Annotated in this window: 15 protein-coding genes; all 15 read right to left on the bottom strand. The window is 51.4% G+C overall.

Annotated elements, in window-relative coordinates:
* Positions 1-106: 106 nt before the first annotated feature.
* Positions 107-376, bottom strand: coding sequence for a 30S ribosomal protein S15 (rpsO, locus tag CRO57_RS15305; RefSeq protein WP_097154337.1), 270 nt, complete (start codon positions 374-376; stop codon positions 107-109).
* A 10-nt stretch (positions 377-386) separates the two neighbouring features.
* On the bottom strand, positions 387-1418 hold the full coding sequence (gene truB, locus CRO57_RS15300) for a tRNA pseudouridine(55) synthase TruB (RefSeq protein WP_097154336.1): 1032 nt from the start codon (positions 1416-1418) through the stop codon (positions 387-389).
* A gap of 9 nt (positions 1419-1427) precedes the next feature.
* Complete coding sequence (gene rbfA, locus CRO57_RS15295; RefSeq protein ID WP_097154335.1) at positions 1428-1853, bottom strand: 30S ribosome-binding factor RbfA; 426 nt, start codon at positions 1851-1853, stop codon at positions 1428-1430.
* Between the two features lie 104 nt (positions 1854-1957).
* Positions 1958-4927: a translation initiation factor IF-2 gene (infB, locus tag CRO57_RS15290; RefSeq protein WP_097154334.1), complete on the bottom strand. Its 2970-nt coding sequence runs from the start codon at positions 4925-4927 to the stop codon at positions 1958-1960.
* Positions 4924-5607, bottom strand: coding sequence for an RNA-binding protein (locus CRO57_RS15285; RefSeq protein WP_097154333.1), 684 nt, complete (start codon positions 5605-5607; stop codon positions 4924-4926). Before CRO57_RS15285 ends, infB begins: the two co-directional genes overlap by 4 nt.
* An 89-nt stretch (positions 5608-5696) precedes the next feature.
* A complete protein-coding gene (gene nusA / locus CRO57_RS15280; protein ID WP_097154332.1) occupies positions 5697-7385 on the bottom strand; it encodes a transcription termination factor NusA in 1689 nt (562 codons plus the stop codon).
* Between the two features lie 12 nt (positions 7386-7397).
* Complete coding sequence (rimP, locus tag CRO57_RS15275; protein ID WP_097154331.1) at positions 7398-8006, bottom strand: ribosome maturation factor RimP; 609 nt, start codon at positions 8004-8006, stop codon at positions 7398-7400.
* A 194-nt stretch (positions 8007-8200) separates the two neighbouring features.
* Entirely contained in the window at positions 8201-8950 is a 750-nt protein-coding gene (trmB, locus tag CRO57_RS15270) for a tRNA (guanosine(46)-N7)-methyltransferase TrmB (RefSeq protein ID WP_097154330.1), read from the bottom strand.
* 168 nt (positions 8951-9118) lie between these two features.
* A complete protein-coding gene (gene metK, locus CRO57_RS15265) occupies positions 9119-10291 on the bottom strand; it encodes a methionine adenosyltransferase (protein ID WP_097154329.1) in 1173 nt (390 codons plus the stop codon).
* 126 nt (positions 10292-10417) lie between these two features.
* Positions 10418-10831, bottom strand: a complete 414-nt coding sequence (locus tag CRO57_RS15260) for a helix-turn-helix domain-containing protein (RefSeq protein WP_097154328.1) — start codon at positions 10829-10831, stop codon at positions 10418-10420.
* Between the two features lie 195 nt (positions 10832-11026).
* Positions 11027-12622 (bottom strand): apolipoprotein N-acyltransferase, encoded by a 1596-nt coding sequence (lnt, locus tag CRO57_RS15255; protein WP_097154327.1) that lies wholly within the window; start codon positions 12620-12622, stop codon positions 11027-11029.
* A gap of 64 nt (positions 12623-12686) precedes the next feature.
* Entirely contained in the window at positions 12687-13862 is a 1176-nt protein-coding gene (locus CRO57_RS15250; RefSeq protein WP_097154326.1) for a transporter associated domain-containing protein, read from the bottom strand.
* Between the two features lie 56 nt (positions 13863-13918).
* The gene (gene ybeY / locus CRO57_RS15245) at positions 13919-14446 is read right to left on the bottom strand and encodes an rRNA maturation RNase YbeY (RefSeq protein WP_097154325.1); all 528 of its coding nucleotides are present in this window, start codon (positions 14444-14446) and stop codon (positions 13919-13921) included.
* Entirely contained in the window at positions 14443-15516 is a 1074-nt protein-coding gene (locus CRO57_RS15240; protein WP_097154494.1) for a PhoH family protein, read from the bottom strand. The genes ybeY and CRO57_RS15240 overlap by 4 nt, the downstream gene beginning before the upstream one ends.
* A gap of 131 nt (positions 15517-15647) precedes the next feature.
* Positions 15648-17060 carry a tRNA (N6-isopentenyl adenosine(37)-C2)-methylthiotransferase MiaB gene (gene miaB, locus CRO57_RS15235; protein WP_097154324.1) on the bottom strand — a complete coding sequence of 471 codons (1413 nt, stop codon included), beginning with the start codon at positions 17058-17060 and terminating at the stop codon, positions 15648-15650.
* Positions 17061-17159 lie beyond the last annotated feature (99 nt).

Below are 17159 nucleotides of genomic sequence, written 5' to 3'. Positions count from 1 at the left end.
TCACAAAGTCTTAAAGCAAGAACAAGAGGATGAAGTTGTATTCATCCAACTTGGTCAGATACGAGAAAACGCGGCGATCATCTGATCACCGCGTTTTATTTGGAGCTTAGCGACGCAGACCAAGACGCTTGATCAGGTCCTGATAGCGTGCTTCTTCTTTGGCTTTTACATAGTCAAGAAGTTTACGACGCTGAGAAACCAATTTCAGAAGACCACGACGAGAGTGATTGTCTTTCTTATGAGACTTGAAGTGCTCAGTCAGATTGGCAATACGCTCGGAAAGAACAGCAACCTGTACCTCTGGGGAACCGGTGTCGCCGTCTTTGGTGGCATATTCTTTGATCAGTTCTTGTTTGCGTTCAGCAGAAATCGACATCGGGATCTCCTTATTGGTTTGGCTGAGGCGTGGACAGATCCACGGAACCCTCAGGCAGATTGAAAACACGCCTTGGGCACAATTCTCCGGCAACAATTTCGCAAATAGCAATTGGGTTAGCCCCATTCATTGCCAATGCGAACCCGTCGATCGGGGCATCATTTCCACGTAGCAAGACCGATTGACCTCGGCGTAATCTTGCTACGGCATTCCTGTTTATGGCCAGAGCCGGGATGTCGTCCAGCGCGGTCTGAACAGGAAGCAAAGCATTGGCGAGCCCGGGCTCGCCGGGCGCACTATGGCTCAAGTCTTCAAGACTTTCCAGCGAAATCAGCATTTCCTCGCTAAATGGTCCTGAACAGAGCCGACGCAGACCAATCACATGGCCTCGCGTTCCGAGATGTCGCCCAATATCACGTGCCAAGGAGCGAACATAGGTGCCCTTGGAACATTCGGCGACAAAAATTGCAGTATCTTCGTCCGGAACCTCAACCAGTTCCAGATCATGAACAGTAATGGGGCGGGCAGCCAGCTTGACCTCTTCGCCATCACGAGCCAGATCATAGGCTCGCTCACCATTCACCTTGATGGCAGAAAAGGCTGGAGGCACCTGCATGATCTCACCAGTGAAGTGATCGAGGCACGCTTCGATCTCTTCTTCTGACGGGCGATGGGAAGAGCTGTCAATCAGCTCGCCTTCGGCATCATCAGTGCTGGTTTCCTCGCCCCAACGAACCTTGAATTCATAGAGCTTGATACCATCCATGACGTAAGACACGGTCTTTGTGGCTTCACCCAGGGCAATCGGCAGGCAGCCCGTTGCCAATGGATCAAGCGTCCCTGCATGGCCGGCTTTCTTAACATTGAAGATGCGTTTGATTGCACCCACAGCCTGCGTCGAAGTCATTTCCAGTGGTTTGTCGAGAGCAACCCAGCCGTGAATATCCGTGCGGCGTTTGGCGCGAAATTGCTGTTTTTTCTTTTTCTTCGGCTTTGCTGGTTGCTGATCCTGCTCCGCCTGAATGCTTCCATTCTCTGACATGATCGGCCCCTACTCGTCTTCTTCAGCCTGATCGTTTCTGTCTTGCAAATCCTGTATGACTTTCGGTGAACTCAGCAGCGCATCAATGCGCGAGGCTTCATCGAAGGTCTCATCATAGCGGAAGCGTAATTCCGGTGTATGTTTCATTCCAAGATCGCGACCAAGACGCCCGCGCAGATACTTCTTGTGGCGGTTCAGTGCTTCCACAATGTCCTTTTCCATGCCAGGAACACCCAACGGCATGACAAAGGCCGTTGCCAGCTTCATATCCGGGGTCACGCGTACCTCTGGAATGGAAATAACGTTATTCTGGAGCAATTCATCCTGAACTTCACCACGAGTCAGACATTCAGAGATGGATTTGCGCACCAGTTCACCAACGCGCAGCTGGCGCTGAGACGGCATACCTTTGCCGCCACGTGTCTTTCGGCTCATAGTCTATCCTATAAACAGCAAGGCAGCGGCCGGGATTGGACCGACCGCCGCACAAATTTTCATGGCCAACAGGGCCAGTATTGATATTCCGTGACGTCTCCGGATTACAGAGAACGTGCGATCTCTTCGACGCGGAAGCATTCGATTTGATCGCCAACACGAAGATCTTCGTATTTCTCGAAGGCCATACCGCATTCCTGACCAACAACAACCTCTTTCACTTCATCCTTGAAGCGCTTGAGGGTGGAGAGTTTGCCAGTATGAATGACCACATCGTCGCGCAGCAGACGTACACCGGTACCACGCTCGACAGTGCCTTCGGTCACGCGGCAACCGGCAACTTTGCCGACCTTGGTGATGTTGAAGACTTCCAGAATTTCTGCGTAACCAATGAAGGTTTCGCGAACTTCCGGGCTGAGCATGCCGGACATACCCGCTTTCACATCATCTGTCAGATCGTAGATAATGTTGTAGTAGCGGATTTCAACGCCCTTCTGCTCAGCTGCCTGTTTGGCCTGCTGATTTGCACGTACGTTAAATGCGATGATTGGAGCACCTGAGGCTTCAGCCAACGTGACGTCCGATTCGGTCACACCACCGACACCGGAATGCAGGATCTGCGCAGAGACTTCTTCGTTACCGATCTTGTCCAGAGCACCGATAATAGCCTCGACAGAGCCCTTCACATCGCCTTTGACAACAATCGGGAAGGTCTTGGCATCAGATGCCTTCAAGTTGGAAAGCATCTGTTCCAAAGAACCACGGTTGGCCTTGGCAGCCGCCAGATCCTTGTTCTTACGGATACGATATTCGGTAATCTCGCGCGCACGGCCTTCGGTTTGAACCACAGCAACCTGATCACCAGCATCTGGAGCAGACTGGAAGCCGAGAATCTCAACCGGCTTGGATGGCCCTGCAAAATCTACTTTCTTACCAAGATCATCGACCAGCGCACGGACCTTACCCCATTGCTCCCCGGCGACAACGATATCGCCAACATTCAATGTACCATGTTGAACCAAAACCGTTGCGACAGGGCCTCGGCCCTTGTCGAGCTTGGCTTCGACAACGATACCGTCAGCTTCACGATCCGGATTCGCTTTCAACTCCAGCAATTCGGTCTGCATCAAAATAGCTTCAAGCAAGCCGTCAAGATTCTGGCGCTTCAGAGCCGAAACTTCCACTTCCAGCACTTCACCACCCATGGTCTCAACAAAAACTTCATGTTGAAGCAATTCATTGCGAACACGAGATGGATCAGCAGCAGGCAAATCCATTTTGTTGACAGCAACAATGATCGGTACTTCAGCAGCACGAGCATGGTTGATGGCCTCAATCGTCTGCGGCATCACGCCATCATCGGCTGCAACAACCAGTACCACGATGTCAGTTGACTTTGCACCACGAGCACGCATTTCGGTAAAGGCCGCGTGGCCCGGAGTATCGATGAAGGTGATCTTCTCACCATTCTGCTCTACCTGATAGGCACCAATATGCTGGGTAATGCCACCGGCTTCGCCCTTGACCACATTGGCTTGGCGAACAGCATCAAGCAACGAGGTTTTACCATGGTCAACGTGACCCATGATGGTCACAACCGGAGGACGTTTGAGAAGCGTTTCATCAGAATCTGTCTTGTTGAACAGACCTTCTTCAACATCAGCCTCAGACACGCGCTTAACAGTGTGACCCAGCTCTTCAGCCACCAGTTGAGCTGTATCCGCATCAAGAATATCAACCGTCTTGACCATCTGACCCTGCTTCATCAGAATCTTGATCACATCAACCGCACGCTCGGTCATACGCTGCGCCAATTCCTGAACCGTGATCGTTTCAGGAATGATCACTTCACGGAAGACCTTTTCACGCGGCACATCATTTTGCATGCCGCGCTGTTTCGCACGGCGACGGCGCATGGAAGCAAGTGAACGTTGGCGTTCATTCTCGTTCAGTGCGTTGGACAGGGTCAGCTTGCCGCGACGGCGATCATCGGTCTTCGGCTTGGCTGGTTGCGCTGTCTTGTTTTGATCTGGCATGCGAGCACGCTTTGGTGCTGGCTTGAGTGTTTTCGCCCCTGGCTTGCCTTCTGCATTGAGATCCGGAGCAGGAGCCACGAAACCACCTGGACGACCACCACCGGCCGGACGACCGGCGCCACCGGGGCGACCCGGACCGCCAGGGCGACCAGCACCACCACCTGGGCGAGGACCGCGATCACCACCTGGACGATCACCAGACCGTGGTGGACGGCCGGAACGATCACCGCCAGGGCGATCTCCTGAGCGCGGTGGACGGCCGGAACGATCACCGCCAGGACGATCTCCTGAGCGCGGTGGACGGCCGGAACGATCACCGCCAGGACGATCTCCTGTACGAGGGCCGCGATCATTACGATCTCCTGAGCGAGGACCACGATCATTACGATCCTGACGAGGAGCAGAGCGCTCTTCCTGCTTCGGCTTGGCAACGGCTTCCTGCTTGGCCTTTTCGGCCTCTGCGGCCTCACGCACTTTCCGCTCTTCTTCAGCTTTTTTCGCCTCAATGGCAGCTTCTGCAGCGCGTGCTTCTTCTTCCTTGCGACGGGCCTCTTCTTCGACCTTACGCTGGGCTTCCATTTCCTTGCGGCGTGCTTCCTCTTCCTTCTTCCGAACTTCCATTTCCTTGGCGCGAAGCTTGGCAGCCTCAAGCGCCTGCAGGCGTTTGGCATTTTCAGAAGATGTCAGACCGCGCTGGCCACTGGCCGCTGCCTGATTGTTGCCGCCACGACCACCGCCGCGCTGACCTTGGCGTTGGCCCTGACGTTGTCCACCACCGCCGGACTTGCCGCCAGCTCCACCCTGACGGGCAGGGGCCTTGGCCCTTTCGCCCTCTTGTGCAGGCTGTGCACGAGAGGCGGCAGGCTTACCTTCATTGGGATTGGTGAACCGACGCTTGCGCTTTTCAACAACAACCGCTTTTGAGCGGCCATGCGAGAAGCTTTGGCGCACAGTACCCTGGCCTACACTTTTCCCCAGAGACAGCGTCTTTTTCTCTGATGGGCCATTGGTGTTGTCGTTGTTGTTTTCGTCACTCATTTGCGGTCGTTACCCTCGGTTGCCTCATCTGAGGCTCTGCCAGAACCAGCGCTGTCACTGCCTCTGTCGGAAAATTCTATATCGTCAGCTACAAATGCTTCGAACATTTGTGCTTGTTTCAAAAAGCCATGACTGGCGGAACCGGCAGTCAAAGCAGCATGTATCACGTTGCCCTGCCCCAGGGCTTTACTCATGGCATCGGCGCTGAACAATCGAATCACGGGGATCGAATGATCGCTGCCAAATCTGCGTCGCAAAGCCTGGGCCAGCTTTTTTTGTCCATCCTGCGCAGCATCTGCTGCATGTAATAGTCCCAATAGGGGGCTTTGTGCAATGGTTGCTTCAACCTTTGCAAAGCCTGTTACAATCTGACCGGCCTTTCTTGTCATGCTCAATGCACTCAAAGCGTGCTGGCGAAGTTGACTTTCCACCAGATCCGGCAAGTGCATGCAATCTTGGGTTTTGGATTTGAAACCACGTGCAAAAAGACCCTTGCTCACCGCTTCTTCCAAGATTTTCCGGTCTGCCGTTACCCAGACGCCACGTCCGGGTAGCCGCATTTTCAAATCAGGGACAACCTGATCATCGGGTGCCAACACAAATCTGATCATCTCAGTTTTGGAAAGGCTTTGCCGTGTCACAAGGCATTGGCGCTCAGGTTCATTGCTCTTGCGCGGCACGGTTTATCCTTTCTTGCCCGAATTTGTCAAACTTTGTCCCGTTTTTTTATTAGCCGGGAGGGTTAACCCTCCCGGAATTTACCAAGAGCTTATTCCTGGTTCTCACTTTCGGCAGCTTCTTCAACGCCTTCGTCATCAGATGCTTCTACTGCCAGATCTTCGTCCTCGATGCCGTCTTCTTCGGCTTCCAGAGTTTCATATTCAGCAGCTTCTTCCTCGCTTAGCAGCTCGGATGGATCAATCCAGCCAGCAGCTACACGGGTCAGCATAATGATGTCTTCTGCTTCCTGACGAGAAATATCAAAACCGGTCAAACAGCCATTGAAGCGCTTGACTTCGCCATTACGCCGCTCGGTCCAGCCGACAAGATCATCGGTTGCACAACCAGCAAGATCTTCAATGGTCTTGATATCATCCTTACCCAGCGCCACCAGCATTGCCATGGTCAAACCGGAAATTTCCAGCAGATCATCAGATACACCAAGTGCAATCCGTTCTTCATTCAGTTTCTGAGCCTGAGCTTCCAGATATTCATTGGCGCGGGTCTGAATTTCAGCTGCGGTTTCTTCATCAAAACCTTCGATATCAGAAACTTCGCTAGGATCCACATAAGCCACTTCCTCAATGGAAGCAAACCCTTCGGACGCCAAGAGCTGCGCAACGATATCATCGACGTCAAGTGCCTTCATGAACAATTCAGCGCGTTCGTTGAATTCCTTCTGACGGCGCTCCGACTCTTCTTCTTCGGTCATGATATCGATGTCCCAACCAGTCAGCTGGGAGGCAAGGCGGACATTCTGGCCGCGGCGACCAATGGCCAGCGACAGTTGATCATTGGGTACAACCACTTCGATACGTTCGGATTCTTCATCCAGAACAACTTTTGCCACTTCTGCAGGCTGTAGTGCATTCACAATGAAGGTTGCAGGATCTTCAGACCATGGAATGATGTCAATCTTCTCACCCTGCAACTCATTGACGACAGCCTGAACGCGAGACCCACGCATACCAACACAAGCACCAACCGGATCGATAGAGCTATCGGACGAGATGACAGCAATCTTGGCACGAGAACCAGGGTCACGCGCCACAGATTTGATAGTGATGATGCCATCATAGATTTCCGGCACTTCCTGAGCGAACAGTTTTGCCATGAATTGCGGATGTGTACGAGACAGGAAGATCTGCGGGCCACGCTGTTCCCGGCGAACATCGTAAATAAGAGCACGGATGCGATCTCCAGGACGGAATGCTTCGCGAGCGATCAGTTCGTCACGGCGAACAATGGCCTCGGTACCACCAAGATCGACCGTGACATTGCCATATTCCACACGTTTAACCTGGCCATTGATGACCTCGTGAACACGATCCTTGAATTCATCAAATTGATGATCACGCTCAGCTTCGCGCACCTTCTGCACAATAACCTGTTTGGCAGATTGGGCAGAAATGCGGCCAAATTCCAGTGGTGGCAGAATATCGGTGACGATATCACCGATCTGGATCTCGGGTTCGCGATCACGCGCATCAACAAGAGCAATCTGAGTGGCATAATCTTCTACCACCTCAACCACTTCCAGACGACGCTCCAAACGGGTTTCACCGGTACGTGGATCGATAGAAGCCTTGATGTCAGTTTCCTGACCGTAGCGAGAACGAGCCGCTTTCTGAATGGCGTCCTCCATCGCACCGATCACGATCATGCGATCAATGGATTTTTCGCGCGCCACAGCATCTGCGATTTGCAAAAGCTCAAGACGGTTTGCACTGATTGCCATCGTCAGGGTCTCCTATTGTTCCTGATCAGAATCGAGGCTTGGAGCCTCGTCAGCGGATTTGGTGGATTGCGCCTTGAGCGCAAGTTCCATCAATTTATCGGTCATGACCAGTTTGGCTTCGGCCAGATCGGTCAATGGCAACCTGACTGTGCTGGGCTTGTCTGCCGGCGCATCAGGTAAGGTCAGAAGCAATTCCTGACCTTCTACCGCTTCAATTATACCACGGAACCGACGACGCCCATCGAGACCGATCGACAATTCCAGTTTGATTTCAAAACCGAGCCAGGCTTCAAAGTCCCGCACACGCACCAGAGGTCGATCAATTCCGGGAGAGGAAACTTCCAAATGATATTCCCCGTCAACCGGATCTTCGACATCCAACACCGGAGAGATGGCGCGAGAAATGGTTTCGCAGCCCTCAATCGTCATGGAACCATCTGGCCGCTCGGCCATGATTTGCACGGTACAGCCATTGGTACCGGTGATGCGGACCCGAACAAGATCAAAGCCAAGATCCTCAATCACGGGGTCAACAATCTGCACAACTCGTGCTTCCAGACCGTTTTCACTGATCAAGCGACTTGCGCTTTTGTGGCGTTGATTTGGATTGCCTTCGTTCATTGGCAAGCCTGTCTCCTGTTTGTTGCAAATGATTGCTCAATTGCCCGATTGCGACCAGCAGAGAATAAAAAAGAGCGGGTCCGTTGGGCCCACCCTAAACTGATCGCCTAGATTTTGGTCGCCTTATACACCATTTCATGGTCAGAAAGCAAGCATCCATTTGATCGGCACTTTTTCGATCTTCCGGCGAGTTTCTAATCTGCAAGTCGCTCGAATTCCAGATATTGCGGAATACGCCCTTCTCGATAAGCTTTCGCTTCATAGCGCGTGCGTTTCCAGTCCGGATATGGTTGTTGGCGTTGCTCCGAGGTGGCACCCAGCTCTTTGAATTGCGGGTGCTTTTTAATATGCTCCAATGTCCAGTCAACATAATCGGCAATATCAGAGGCGAAGCGGAAAATACCACCAGGCTTTAGCACGCGAATGATGCGCTCAAGATTGTGATGAGATACAAATCTGCGCTTCCAGTGTCGCTTTTTATGCCAAGGATCAGGATAAAGCAGGAATAGCTTATCGATCGAGCCTACTGGCAGCCAATCCAGAATATGAGCCGCATCCTCATTATAGAGGCGAATATTCGCGATATCATGAGCTGCAATCTGATCAATAGCCTTACTCACGCCATTGACAAACGGCTCGCAACCGATCAGCCCAACTTGTGGATTCTGTATGGCCTGATAACTCATATGTTCTGCCCCACCAAAGCCGATTTCCATCCAGATTGCCTGCTTGGTTTCATCAAACAGGCTCTTGATGTCATTCATCGGCATGTTGGGGTCAAGCAAGAGGCTCGGCAATCGCTCATCCAGCAACGCCTGTTGACGCGGGCTAAGGGGTTTGCCTTTTCTGCGTCCGAAAAAAGAAGACTTTTTCTCCTCCTTCACACTCTCACAAGCTGGCACATCATTTTGTTCAGCAGCTGTTCCAAGCAACTGGTCGGACATATCAGACATTTCCCAATGATATCATTTGTACAGGCTATATAAGCCTTAGAGTCGGCAGAATACATATATGGCGTATTCTGTGTTTTCAGAATACGCCATAAAAATAGAAACGCAAAAGGTCAAGTCTTTCGCATCCGCAAAGTGCGGAATCAAAGCCTTATTGGTTGACTAAGCCAGTTCTGCGATGATTTTGTCTACCAGATCAGTTCTCTCCCAAGAGAAACCACCGTCTTCATTCGGTTGGCGACCAAAGTGGCCATAGGCAGCGGTGCGCTCATAGATCGGACGATTGAGCTGCAAATGGGTGCGAATGCCACGTGGTGTCAGGCTCATGCAGTTCCAAAGTGCTTTTTCTAGCTGGGAATCCCGCACCTTGCCGGTGCCATAGCTATCAACATAAAGCGACAATGGCTCGGAGACACCAATCGCATAGGAAAGCTGGATGGAGCAACGATCAGCAAGACCGGCTGCGACAACATTCTTGGCGAGATAGCGAGCGGCATAAGCAGCTGAACGATCAACCTTGGTTGGATCCTTCCCTGAGAATGCGCCACCACCATGAGGGGCTGCCCCGCCATAGGTATCCACGATAATTTTACGACCAGTCAGGCCGGCATCTCCGTCAGGGCCACCAATCACGAACTTGCCAGTTGGATTGACATGCCAGACGGTCTGATCCGTCAGCCAGCCCTCGGGAAGCGCTTTTTCGATATAAGGTGCCACGATCTGACGAATATCATCAGATGAAAGATTTTCATCCAAGTGCTGGGTTGAAAGAACCAGAGAGCTGACTTCTACCGGCTTTCCTTCGACATAGCGAAGGGTCAATTGGCTTTTTGCATCCGGGCCCAAAGCCGGCTCGGCGCCGGAATGGCGGGCTTCGGCCAGATCACGAAGGATTTTATGTGCATAGAAAATAGGGGCTGGCATCAATTCAGGGGTTTCGTTGACCGCATAGCCAAACATGATTCCCTGATCACCCGCTCCTTCATCCTTGCCTTCTGCTTCATCTACGCCCTGGGCGATATCGGCAGATTGTTCGTGCACATGAACGTCGATATTGGCATTCTTCCAGTGGAAGCCATCCTGTTCGTAGCCGATATCCTTGATCACCCGGCGAGCCGTTTCGCTCATCACCTCGGCATTGATGCTGGATGGGCCACGCACTTCACCAGCCAAAGTTACCTGATTGGTGGTCGCCATGGTCTCTACCGCAATGCGCGAATAGGGATCCTGCTCCAAAAATTTGTCGACAATTGCATCCGATATCCTGTCACAGATTTTATCTGGATGACCTTCCGAGACGGATTCACTGGTGAAGAGAAATTCTTTACGAGCCATTGAGGAGATCACTTTCAAACGGGCATGAATGAATAAAAAGCCAAGAGGTCTCTTAAACCTCCTGGCTTAATTAAGTGCTAAAAAGACGAAATCCAAGGAAACGTCAAGATAGTTGATGTGAAAAAATCAGCCTTCTTCGCCATCACCTGCCAAAGCACGCACAAGATCCACTACCTTGCGACGGACCTTGGCATCCTTGATCTGAACGAAGGCCCGATTGAGTTGCAATCCTTCTGATGAAGACAGGAAGTCGATCACAAAATTCTCAGATTTGGACTCACCCGTTGCTGATGCTTCTTGCGGGGACCCCGGGGCATCTTCAAAGAAGAAAGAAACCGGCACTTCCAGAACGGTCGCAATATGTTGCAAGCGGCTGGCGCCAATTCTGTTGGTTCCTTTTTCATATTTCTGAATTTGCTGGAAGGTGATCCCGAGATGTTCACCCAGCTTTTCTTGGCTCATAGACAACATCATGCGACGCAGCCGGACACGGCTTCCCACATGAATATCGATGGGGTTTGGTGCTTTTTTACTGGCCATTTTGGCTCTCATTGTTTGTGGCAATCTGCTCTTGGCGACAGTCATTTTGCCAACTTGTTTGTTTAAAAGAGGCTCCGCAACCTCTTGTTTCAACCTCAAGGCTCGGTATGTGTCTTATTTTGAGCCTTCGGGGACAGGTCTATAACAATATTGCCGTGTGAGCTTATGTTCTGTCAATTCTTGAGAGCATGTGGCTCAGACTTTTCTGCGCAAAAAAATTAGAATTATGAGTAAAAAAAGCCAAATTGCACTAAAAAGACCATTTCCTACGATGGAAAATAATGTCTTCGCTCTATCATCAGGCAATTTCATTTGAAGAATACCGGTTTGTTCCAATGGAATTTGCGCGATCACTTGTCCTTTGAAATCAATGATTGCAGAAATACCGGTATTGGCAACCCGAACGACAGGCAAACCCAATTCCACCGCTCGCATACGTGCCATGAACAAATGCTGATAAGGGCCAATGGACGGGCCAAACCAGGCATCGTTGGTCACCGTCAAGATCCAGTCCGGTCGTGCCACATAGCTGGCTACTTCACCTGCAAAGGCAATCTCATAACAAATCAGCGGAAGAACAGATCCGAACTTATCTGTTCCGAGGAGATTACGGTTACGCCCTGGCGTAAAGCCTCCCTTCAAACGGGTCAATTGTTCCAACCCGATTGCCTCCAGTACCGATTGCATCGGAAGATATTCACCAAATGGAACCAGATGGGTTTTATCATATGCCCCACGCACAGCTCCGTCCGCACCCAACCAATAGATGGAATTGAAAACATTCTCTTCACCTTTGGTGCTCTGTTCCCTACGAAGAGCACCGGTCATCAACTGACTTTGCCCGGGTAAGGCTTGTGCAATCGCTGCCAAGGCAGCGGGTTGCTCCATCAAATAGAAGGGAATGGCGGATTCCGGCCAAATAACAAGATCCACTTCGTCTGCTGGAGCTTGTTCGCTGGTTTGGCTGGTCATCGCAACCAACCGGTTAAAGATCCAGGAGCGATTTTCCAACTTCCATTTTTCGGATTGAGGAATGTTGGGTTGAACCAACCTGAGAATCTGTCCCTCAGACTGCAAGGGTTTTGAACCTTCATTCTGCAGACGCATAAAGCCATACAGAATCTGTACTGCGAGAATCGCAGATATCAAAACCGTATAACCCAGCGCTTTTCGGCTAACATGCTCTTGAGCAATCCAGATGACCGGCAGCGTGAAGAGAAGCAATGCCCACAAGGTTAGAAGATCCGGCCCAGTAAGGGACAAGGCTTGCATGGTTAGATCGTTACTTGCCAGAGAGAAGCCAAACCCGCCCCATGGAAGCCCAGTGAAAACAAACCCCCGGATCCATTCCATGATGCTCAATGATAGTGCAAACCATATCACTCGCGTCCAATGGTCCGACCAGACCAGAGCGAGAGCTGCCATTGCCGCGGCCCAGAAAATTGCCAACCCCGCTGGCAGAACCAGAATTGCAAGAGGCATTGCCCAAGCAAATTTTTCTGCTTCCACCAGAAACGCAGCTCCGAGCCAATAAAAAGTGAGCAGAAAGAAGCCAAACGCAAACATCCACCCAGTGGCAAACATACGCTTTGCAACAGCGCGGCCATTATGCCCAAGAGACGCAGAGTCCAACAGGGCGACCAAAATGGGTAAACAAAACCACAGAAGACCAAACCAACCATAAGGCGGCTGCGCAAAACTGGCTATGACTCCAAGGAGAAAAGCCAGACAATAGCGCTTCCAGCCATCAAGCAGGACAAGCGAAGAATAGAGATGCCTTATGGAAGCCATGGAGATCCCAGCGAATCAGAACAAGTCTTGTGGAAGTCATAAGACTCAGCATTCGGGTTACAGGTCAAGCACGCTTTGCATCGGGTTCCTCTTGCCCTGGATCTTTATCCTCGGAGCCGGAATTGCTCACTTCCAGATTGGCAGCATTCAATTGGCCAAGGCGTTTTGAGCCTTTTTTTGTAGGTTTGATACGAATTTTTACACGCCGAATGCGGCGAGGATCCGCATCCATAACCTCTGCTTCGAGATTATCGGAGATGGCAATCAACTCGCCACGCACCGGAATTCGACCAATATGGGTAAAAATCAAACCACCCAACGTATCAACATCATCCGATTCTTCACTGGTGGCGAGTGTTACACCAATTGCATTGGAGACTTCTTCGAGATCCGCCTTGGCATCGGCGATGAACAGATTTGGCCCTGCTGGCGCCACAACCAATTGCTCTTCATCATCATGTTCGTCTTCAATATCACCAACAACCGTTTCCACCACATCTTCCAGTGAGATCAGGCCATCAGTTCCACCGTATTCGTCAATAACAAGTGCCATCTGGGTGCGTGCAGCACGCATGGTTGCCATCAGATCGGTTGCAGGCATGGATGGTGGCACAAACAGAATCTCACGGATGACACCAAGCTCACTCAAAGGGCGCTGAAGATCAATGTTGCTCATGGTTTTGGGATGATTGCTGCCAGACAGCAACGGATGATAAACCTTTTCGGAACCATTCTGATCTTCGGCTTGCCGATCAATCGGTTCATTTTCATCAGCACAATCCAACAGATCTCCGTCGGTGGAAACGCATCCTTCTGATGTCATCAGACCAACGACATCCTTGATGTGAACCATGCCCACAGGATCATCCAACGTTTCACGATAGACCGGAAGGCGGGAATGTCCGACTTCCTGATAAATAGCCAGCAAAGCGCCCAATGAAATGTCATCTTCGACCGCATCGATATCGGCACGGGGGATCATGACATCATCAACCCGTAATTCACGTAGCGCCAGAATATTGCGCAACATGACTTTTTCATCGGCGGAGAAAGTCTCATCTCCCCCTTCGTCATCGGCCAATGCGCCTTCCATCTGGGTACGCAGAGATTTTGTGTTCAGCCGGGCGGTCAAACCGTTGATGAGGCGCTGAAACCAGCCCTCATTCTTGTCTTGCTGGCGTTCACTACCCGGCTCGATCGGGCTGGGGTCCAAAGGGTCAGGACTATCGGGATCGTTCATTATCGTATGTCATGCTGGCAATCAGCCAGCTTTCCTCATATTACGTCTAAAAAAATCTAATCAGGCATCGGAAGCGGATCTGAGCCTGCATAGGGATTATCTATTCCCAATTGGGCGAGAATGGCAATTTCCACAGCTTCCATCTTCTCCGCCTCATCCCATTCAATGTGATCGTAGCCTAAAAGATGCAAAAAACCATGAACACACAAATGGGTAAGATGGGCTGAAAATTCAATAGCCAGCTCTTCTGCCTCACGCTCAACCGTCTCATAGGCGAAAACAATATCACCCAGAAGAGGCCCCAGGGGATCTGCTTCTTCATCTATGGGAAAAGATAGCACATTTGTTGGCTGGTCCTTGCCTCGATGAGCGGCATTGAGCTCTCTTACAGTCTCATTGTCACTGAAAACCAGAGATACTTCCGAGCCTTGCCGAATTTCGATTTTCTCGACTTGCTCGGCATATGCATGGGCCGTATCAATTGCACGACTGATCAAAAGCTCCAGATTTTCAATCCGATTCCAATTATCCGCTTCAATCAGGCTGTCTTTTTCGAGAGGAGTTTCCAGGGGAGCAAGGCTCATTGCGCCGCCTCGTCCGACTGATCCTTGCCTGCACTCTCATCCAGATCGGTCAATGCCCTTTCTTCCAAAGCCCGGCGAATACGTACCTTACGACGTGCCTCATCATCATAGGCATTGACGATACGCATGACCAATTCATGCCGCACCACATCTTCAGCGGTGAATTGAACCCGCACAATGGATGGGATGTCAGAGAGAATATCCATCGCCTGCACCAGACCAGATTGCTCGCCAGAGGGCAAGTCGATCTGGCTTGGGTCACCTGTGATGATCATTTTGGAATTTTCACCAAGGCGGGTCAGAAACATCTTCATCTGCATGGAAGTTGTATTCTGGGCTTCGTCCAGGATAACCACGGCATTGGAGAGCGTTCGGCCACGCATGAAGGCAAGGGGCGCAATCTCGATGACCTTTGCTTCCAACTCACGTTCCACCTTGTCTGGCGGCATCATATCATAAAGCGCGTCATAAAGGGGACGGAGGTAAGGATCGACCTTTTCCTTCATATCACCCGGAAGGAAACCAAGCCGCTCGCCTGCTTCCACTGCCGGACGGGAAAGGATGATCCGGTCCACGACACCACGTTCAAGCAAGGATGCAGCATAGGCAACGGCCAAATAGGTCTTGCCGGTACCGGCCGGACCGGTGCCAAAGACCAGATCTGCGCGATCCATCGCACGGATATAGGCATCCTGCGTGGCTGTGCGGGCAATCAGTTTTTTCTTACGGGTCGCAATCTGGGCAAAATTCAGTTTGCCCTTGCCTTGCGCATCTTCTGGCATCATTTGTGGGAGAACCAATTGTTCATCTGCTGCTTGAGCCATGCGGATGGCACCATCCACATCGGCCTGTTCAATTTCTTCACCTGTTTCCAGACGGTGATAGAGACTGTCGAGAGCATATTTGGCCTGATCACATAAATCGGCGGGGCCTTTGATTGTGACCTTGTTGCCGCGGGCGATGGCTTCAATCCCGAGCTTTTGCTCAATGCGGGCAAGATGCTGATCATATTGGCCGAAAAGGTTGCTAGCCAGACGATTGTCATCATAAGACAGGACAATATGGCCCATGTCAGATGCGGCGCTGAGCGCCTTTGAGGCGCGATGTTGCTTGCGTGCCTGCTGCTTGGCTGGCTGCTTGTTCGAAGTTTGGCTCTTTTTGCCTTTGGTCCCTTTTGGGGTCATTTCGCGATTGTGATCGCTCAAATGCTTAACCCTTCCGCTTGGTTATGGAGAGGAGTGCCTATTGTAGTTCGATCTTCTATCATTGTCCCAAACAAACTGTTGGTTCCAATATTATCGATGTGAACTGTGACAATTTCACCAATCAATTCTTCGGAAGCTTGAACATGCACAGCTTGTAGCCAAGGAGATTTACCGACCAGCTGTCCCTCATCACGCCCCTTGCGCTCCAGGAGCAGGCTCATTGTCGTTCCAACCTTTGAGGCGTTAAAATCGCGCTGTTGCTGATTCAGAAGCTCTTGCAAGCGATAGAGACGCTCGGATGCAATTGTTGCTTCCACCTGTTCTTTCATATCAGCAGCAGGTGTACCCGGGCGTGGAGAATATTTGAAGCTATAAGCAGACGCATAAGTCACTTCGCGCACAATGCGCATGGTGTCTTCGAAATCCTCTTCGGTTTCGCCGGGGAAACCAACAATGAAATCGCCGGACAAGGCGATATCCGGGCGCACGTCGCGGATCACGTCAATCAAACGCACATAATCGTCGTAAGTATGCTGACGGTTCATGGCTTTGAGGATCTTGTTGGATCCAGCCTGGACCGGCAAATGCAGATACGGCATCAGGCTGTCGAGATCGCGATGTGCTACCAACAATTCCTCATCCATATCGCGCGGGTGCGAGGTGGTGTAGCGCAAGCGATCCAGACCATTGATCTCTGCCAGACGGAATAAAAGGCGCCCCAAGCCCCAGGCTTTGCCGTCCGGGCCTTCCCCATGATAGCCATTGACATTCTGCCCCAACAACGTGACTTCGCGCACACCTGCTTCGGCCAGGCGCTCGGCCTCGGCAACAATCTGCGCAACCGGGCGGGATGCCTCTGCACCACGAGTGTATGGCACCACGCAGAAGGTACAGAATTTGTCACAACCCTCTTGTACCGTCAGGAATGAACTGACACCGCGTTTGCGTGTCACTTCCTTCTTGGCCTTGGGCAGATTGGCAAATTTGTCTTCGACCGGAAAATCGGTTTCCACCACACGGTCACCATTATCGGCCCGGTCCAGCAGATCTGGCAGGCGATGATAAGATTGCGGGCCAAAAACCATATCAACGACAGGCGCACGGCGCATGATTTCCTCGCCTTCAGCCTGAGCCACGCAGCCGGCAACACCAATCTTCATGTCGCCCTTGCCGCCATCCCGTTTGGCGTCGCGCAATTTGCGGATACGTCCCAGCTCGGAATAGACCTTTTCCGCTGCTTTCTCGCGAATATGGCAGGTATTGAGAATGACCAGATCAGCCTCTTCCATTTGTTCGGTCGGCTTATATCCCTTGGTCGCCAAAGCATCGGCCATACGATCGGAATCATAGACATTCATCTGGCAGCCATAGGTCTTCACAAAGACCTTTTTGTCTTTAGGATCGGTCATATCTGGTCACGCCCGGAAAATCTGGTCTGAAAGTGCGGTTCGTACCGCGCAACATGCTGTTCATGACCCATATTGCCACAAACAGCTGAATGGCGGGGA

The organism is Cohaesibacter gelatinilyticus, from assembly GCF_900215605.1.
GTDB lineage: Bacteria > Pseudomonadota > Alphaproteobacteria > Rhizobiales > Cohaesibacteraceae > Cohaesibacter > Cohaesibacter gelatinilyticus.
This window is presented reverse-complemented; position numbering and strand designations above follow the sequence as displayed.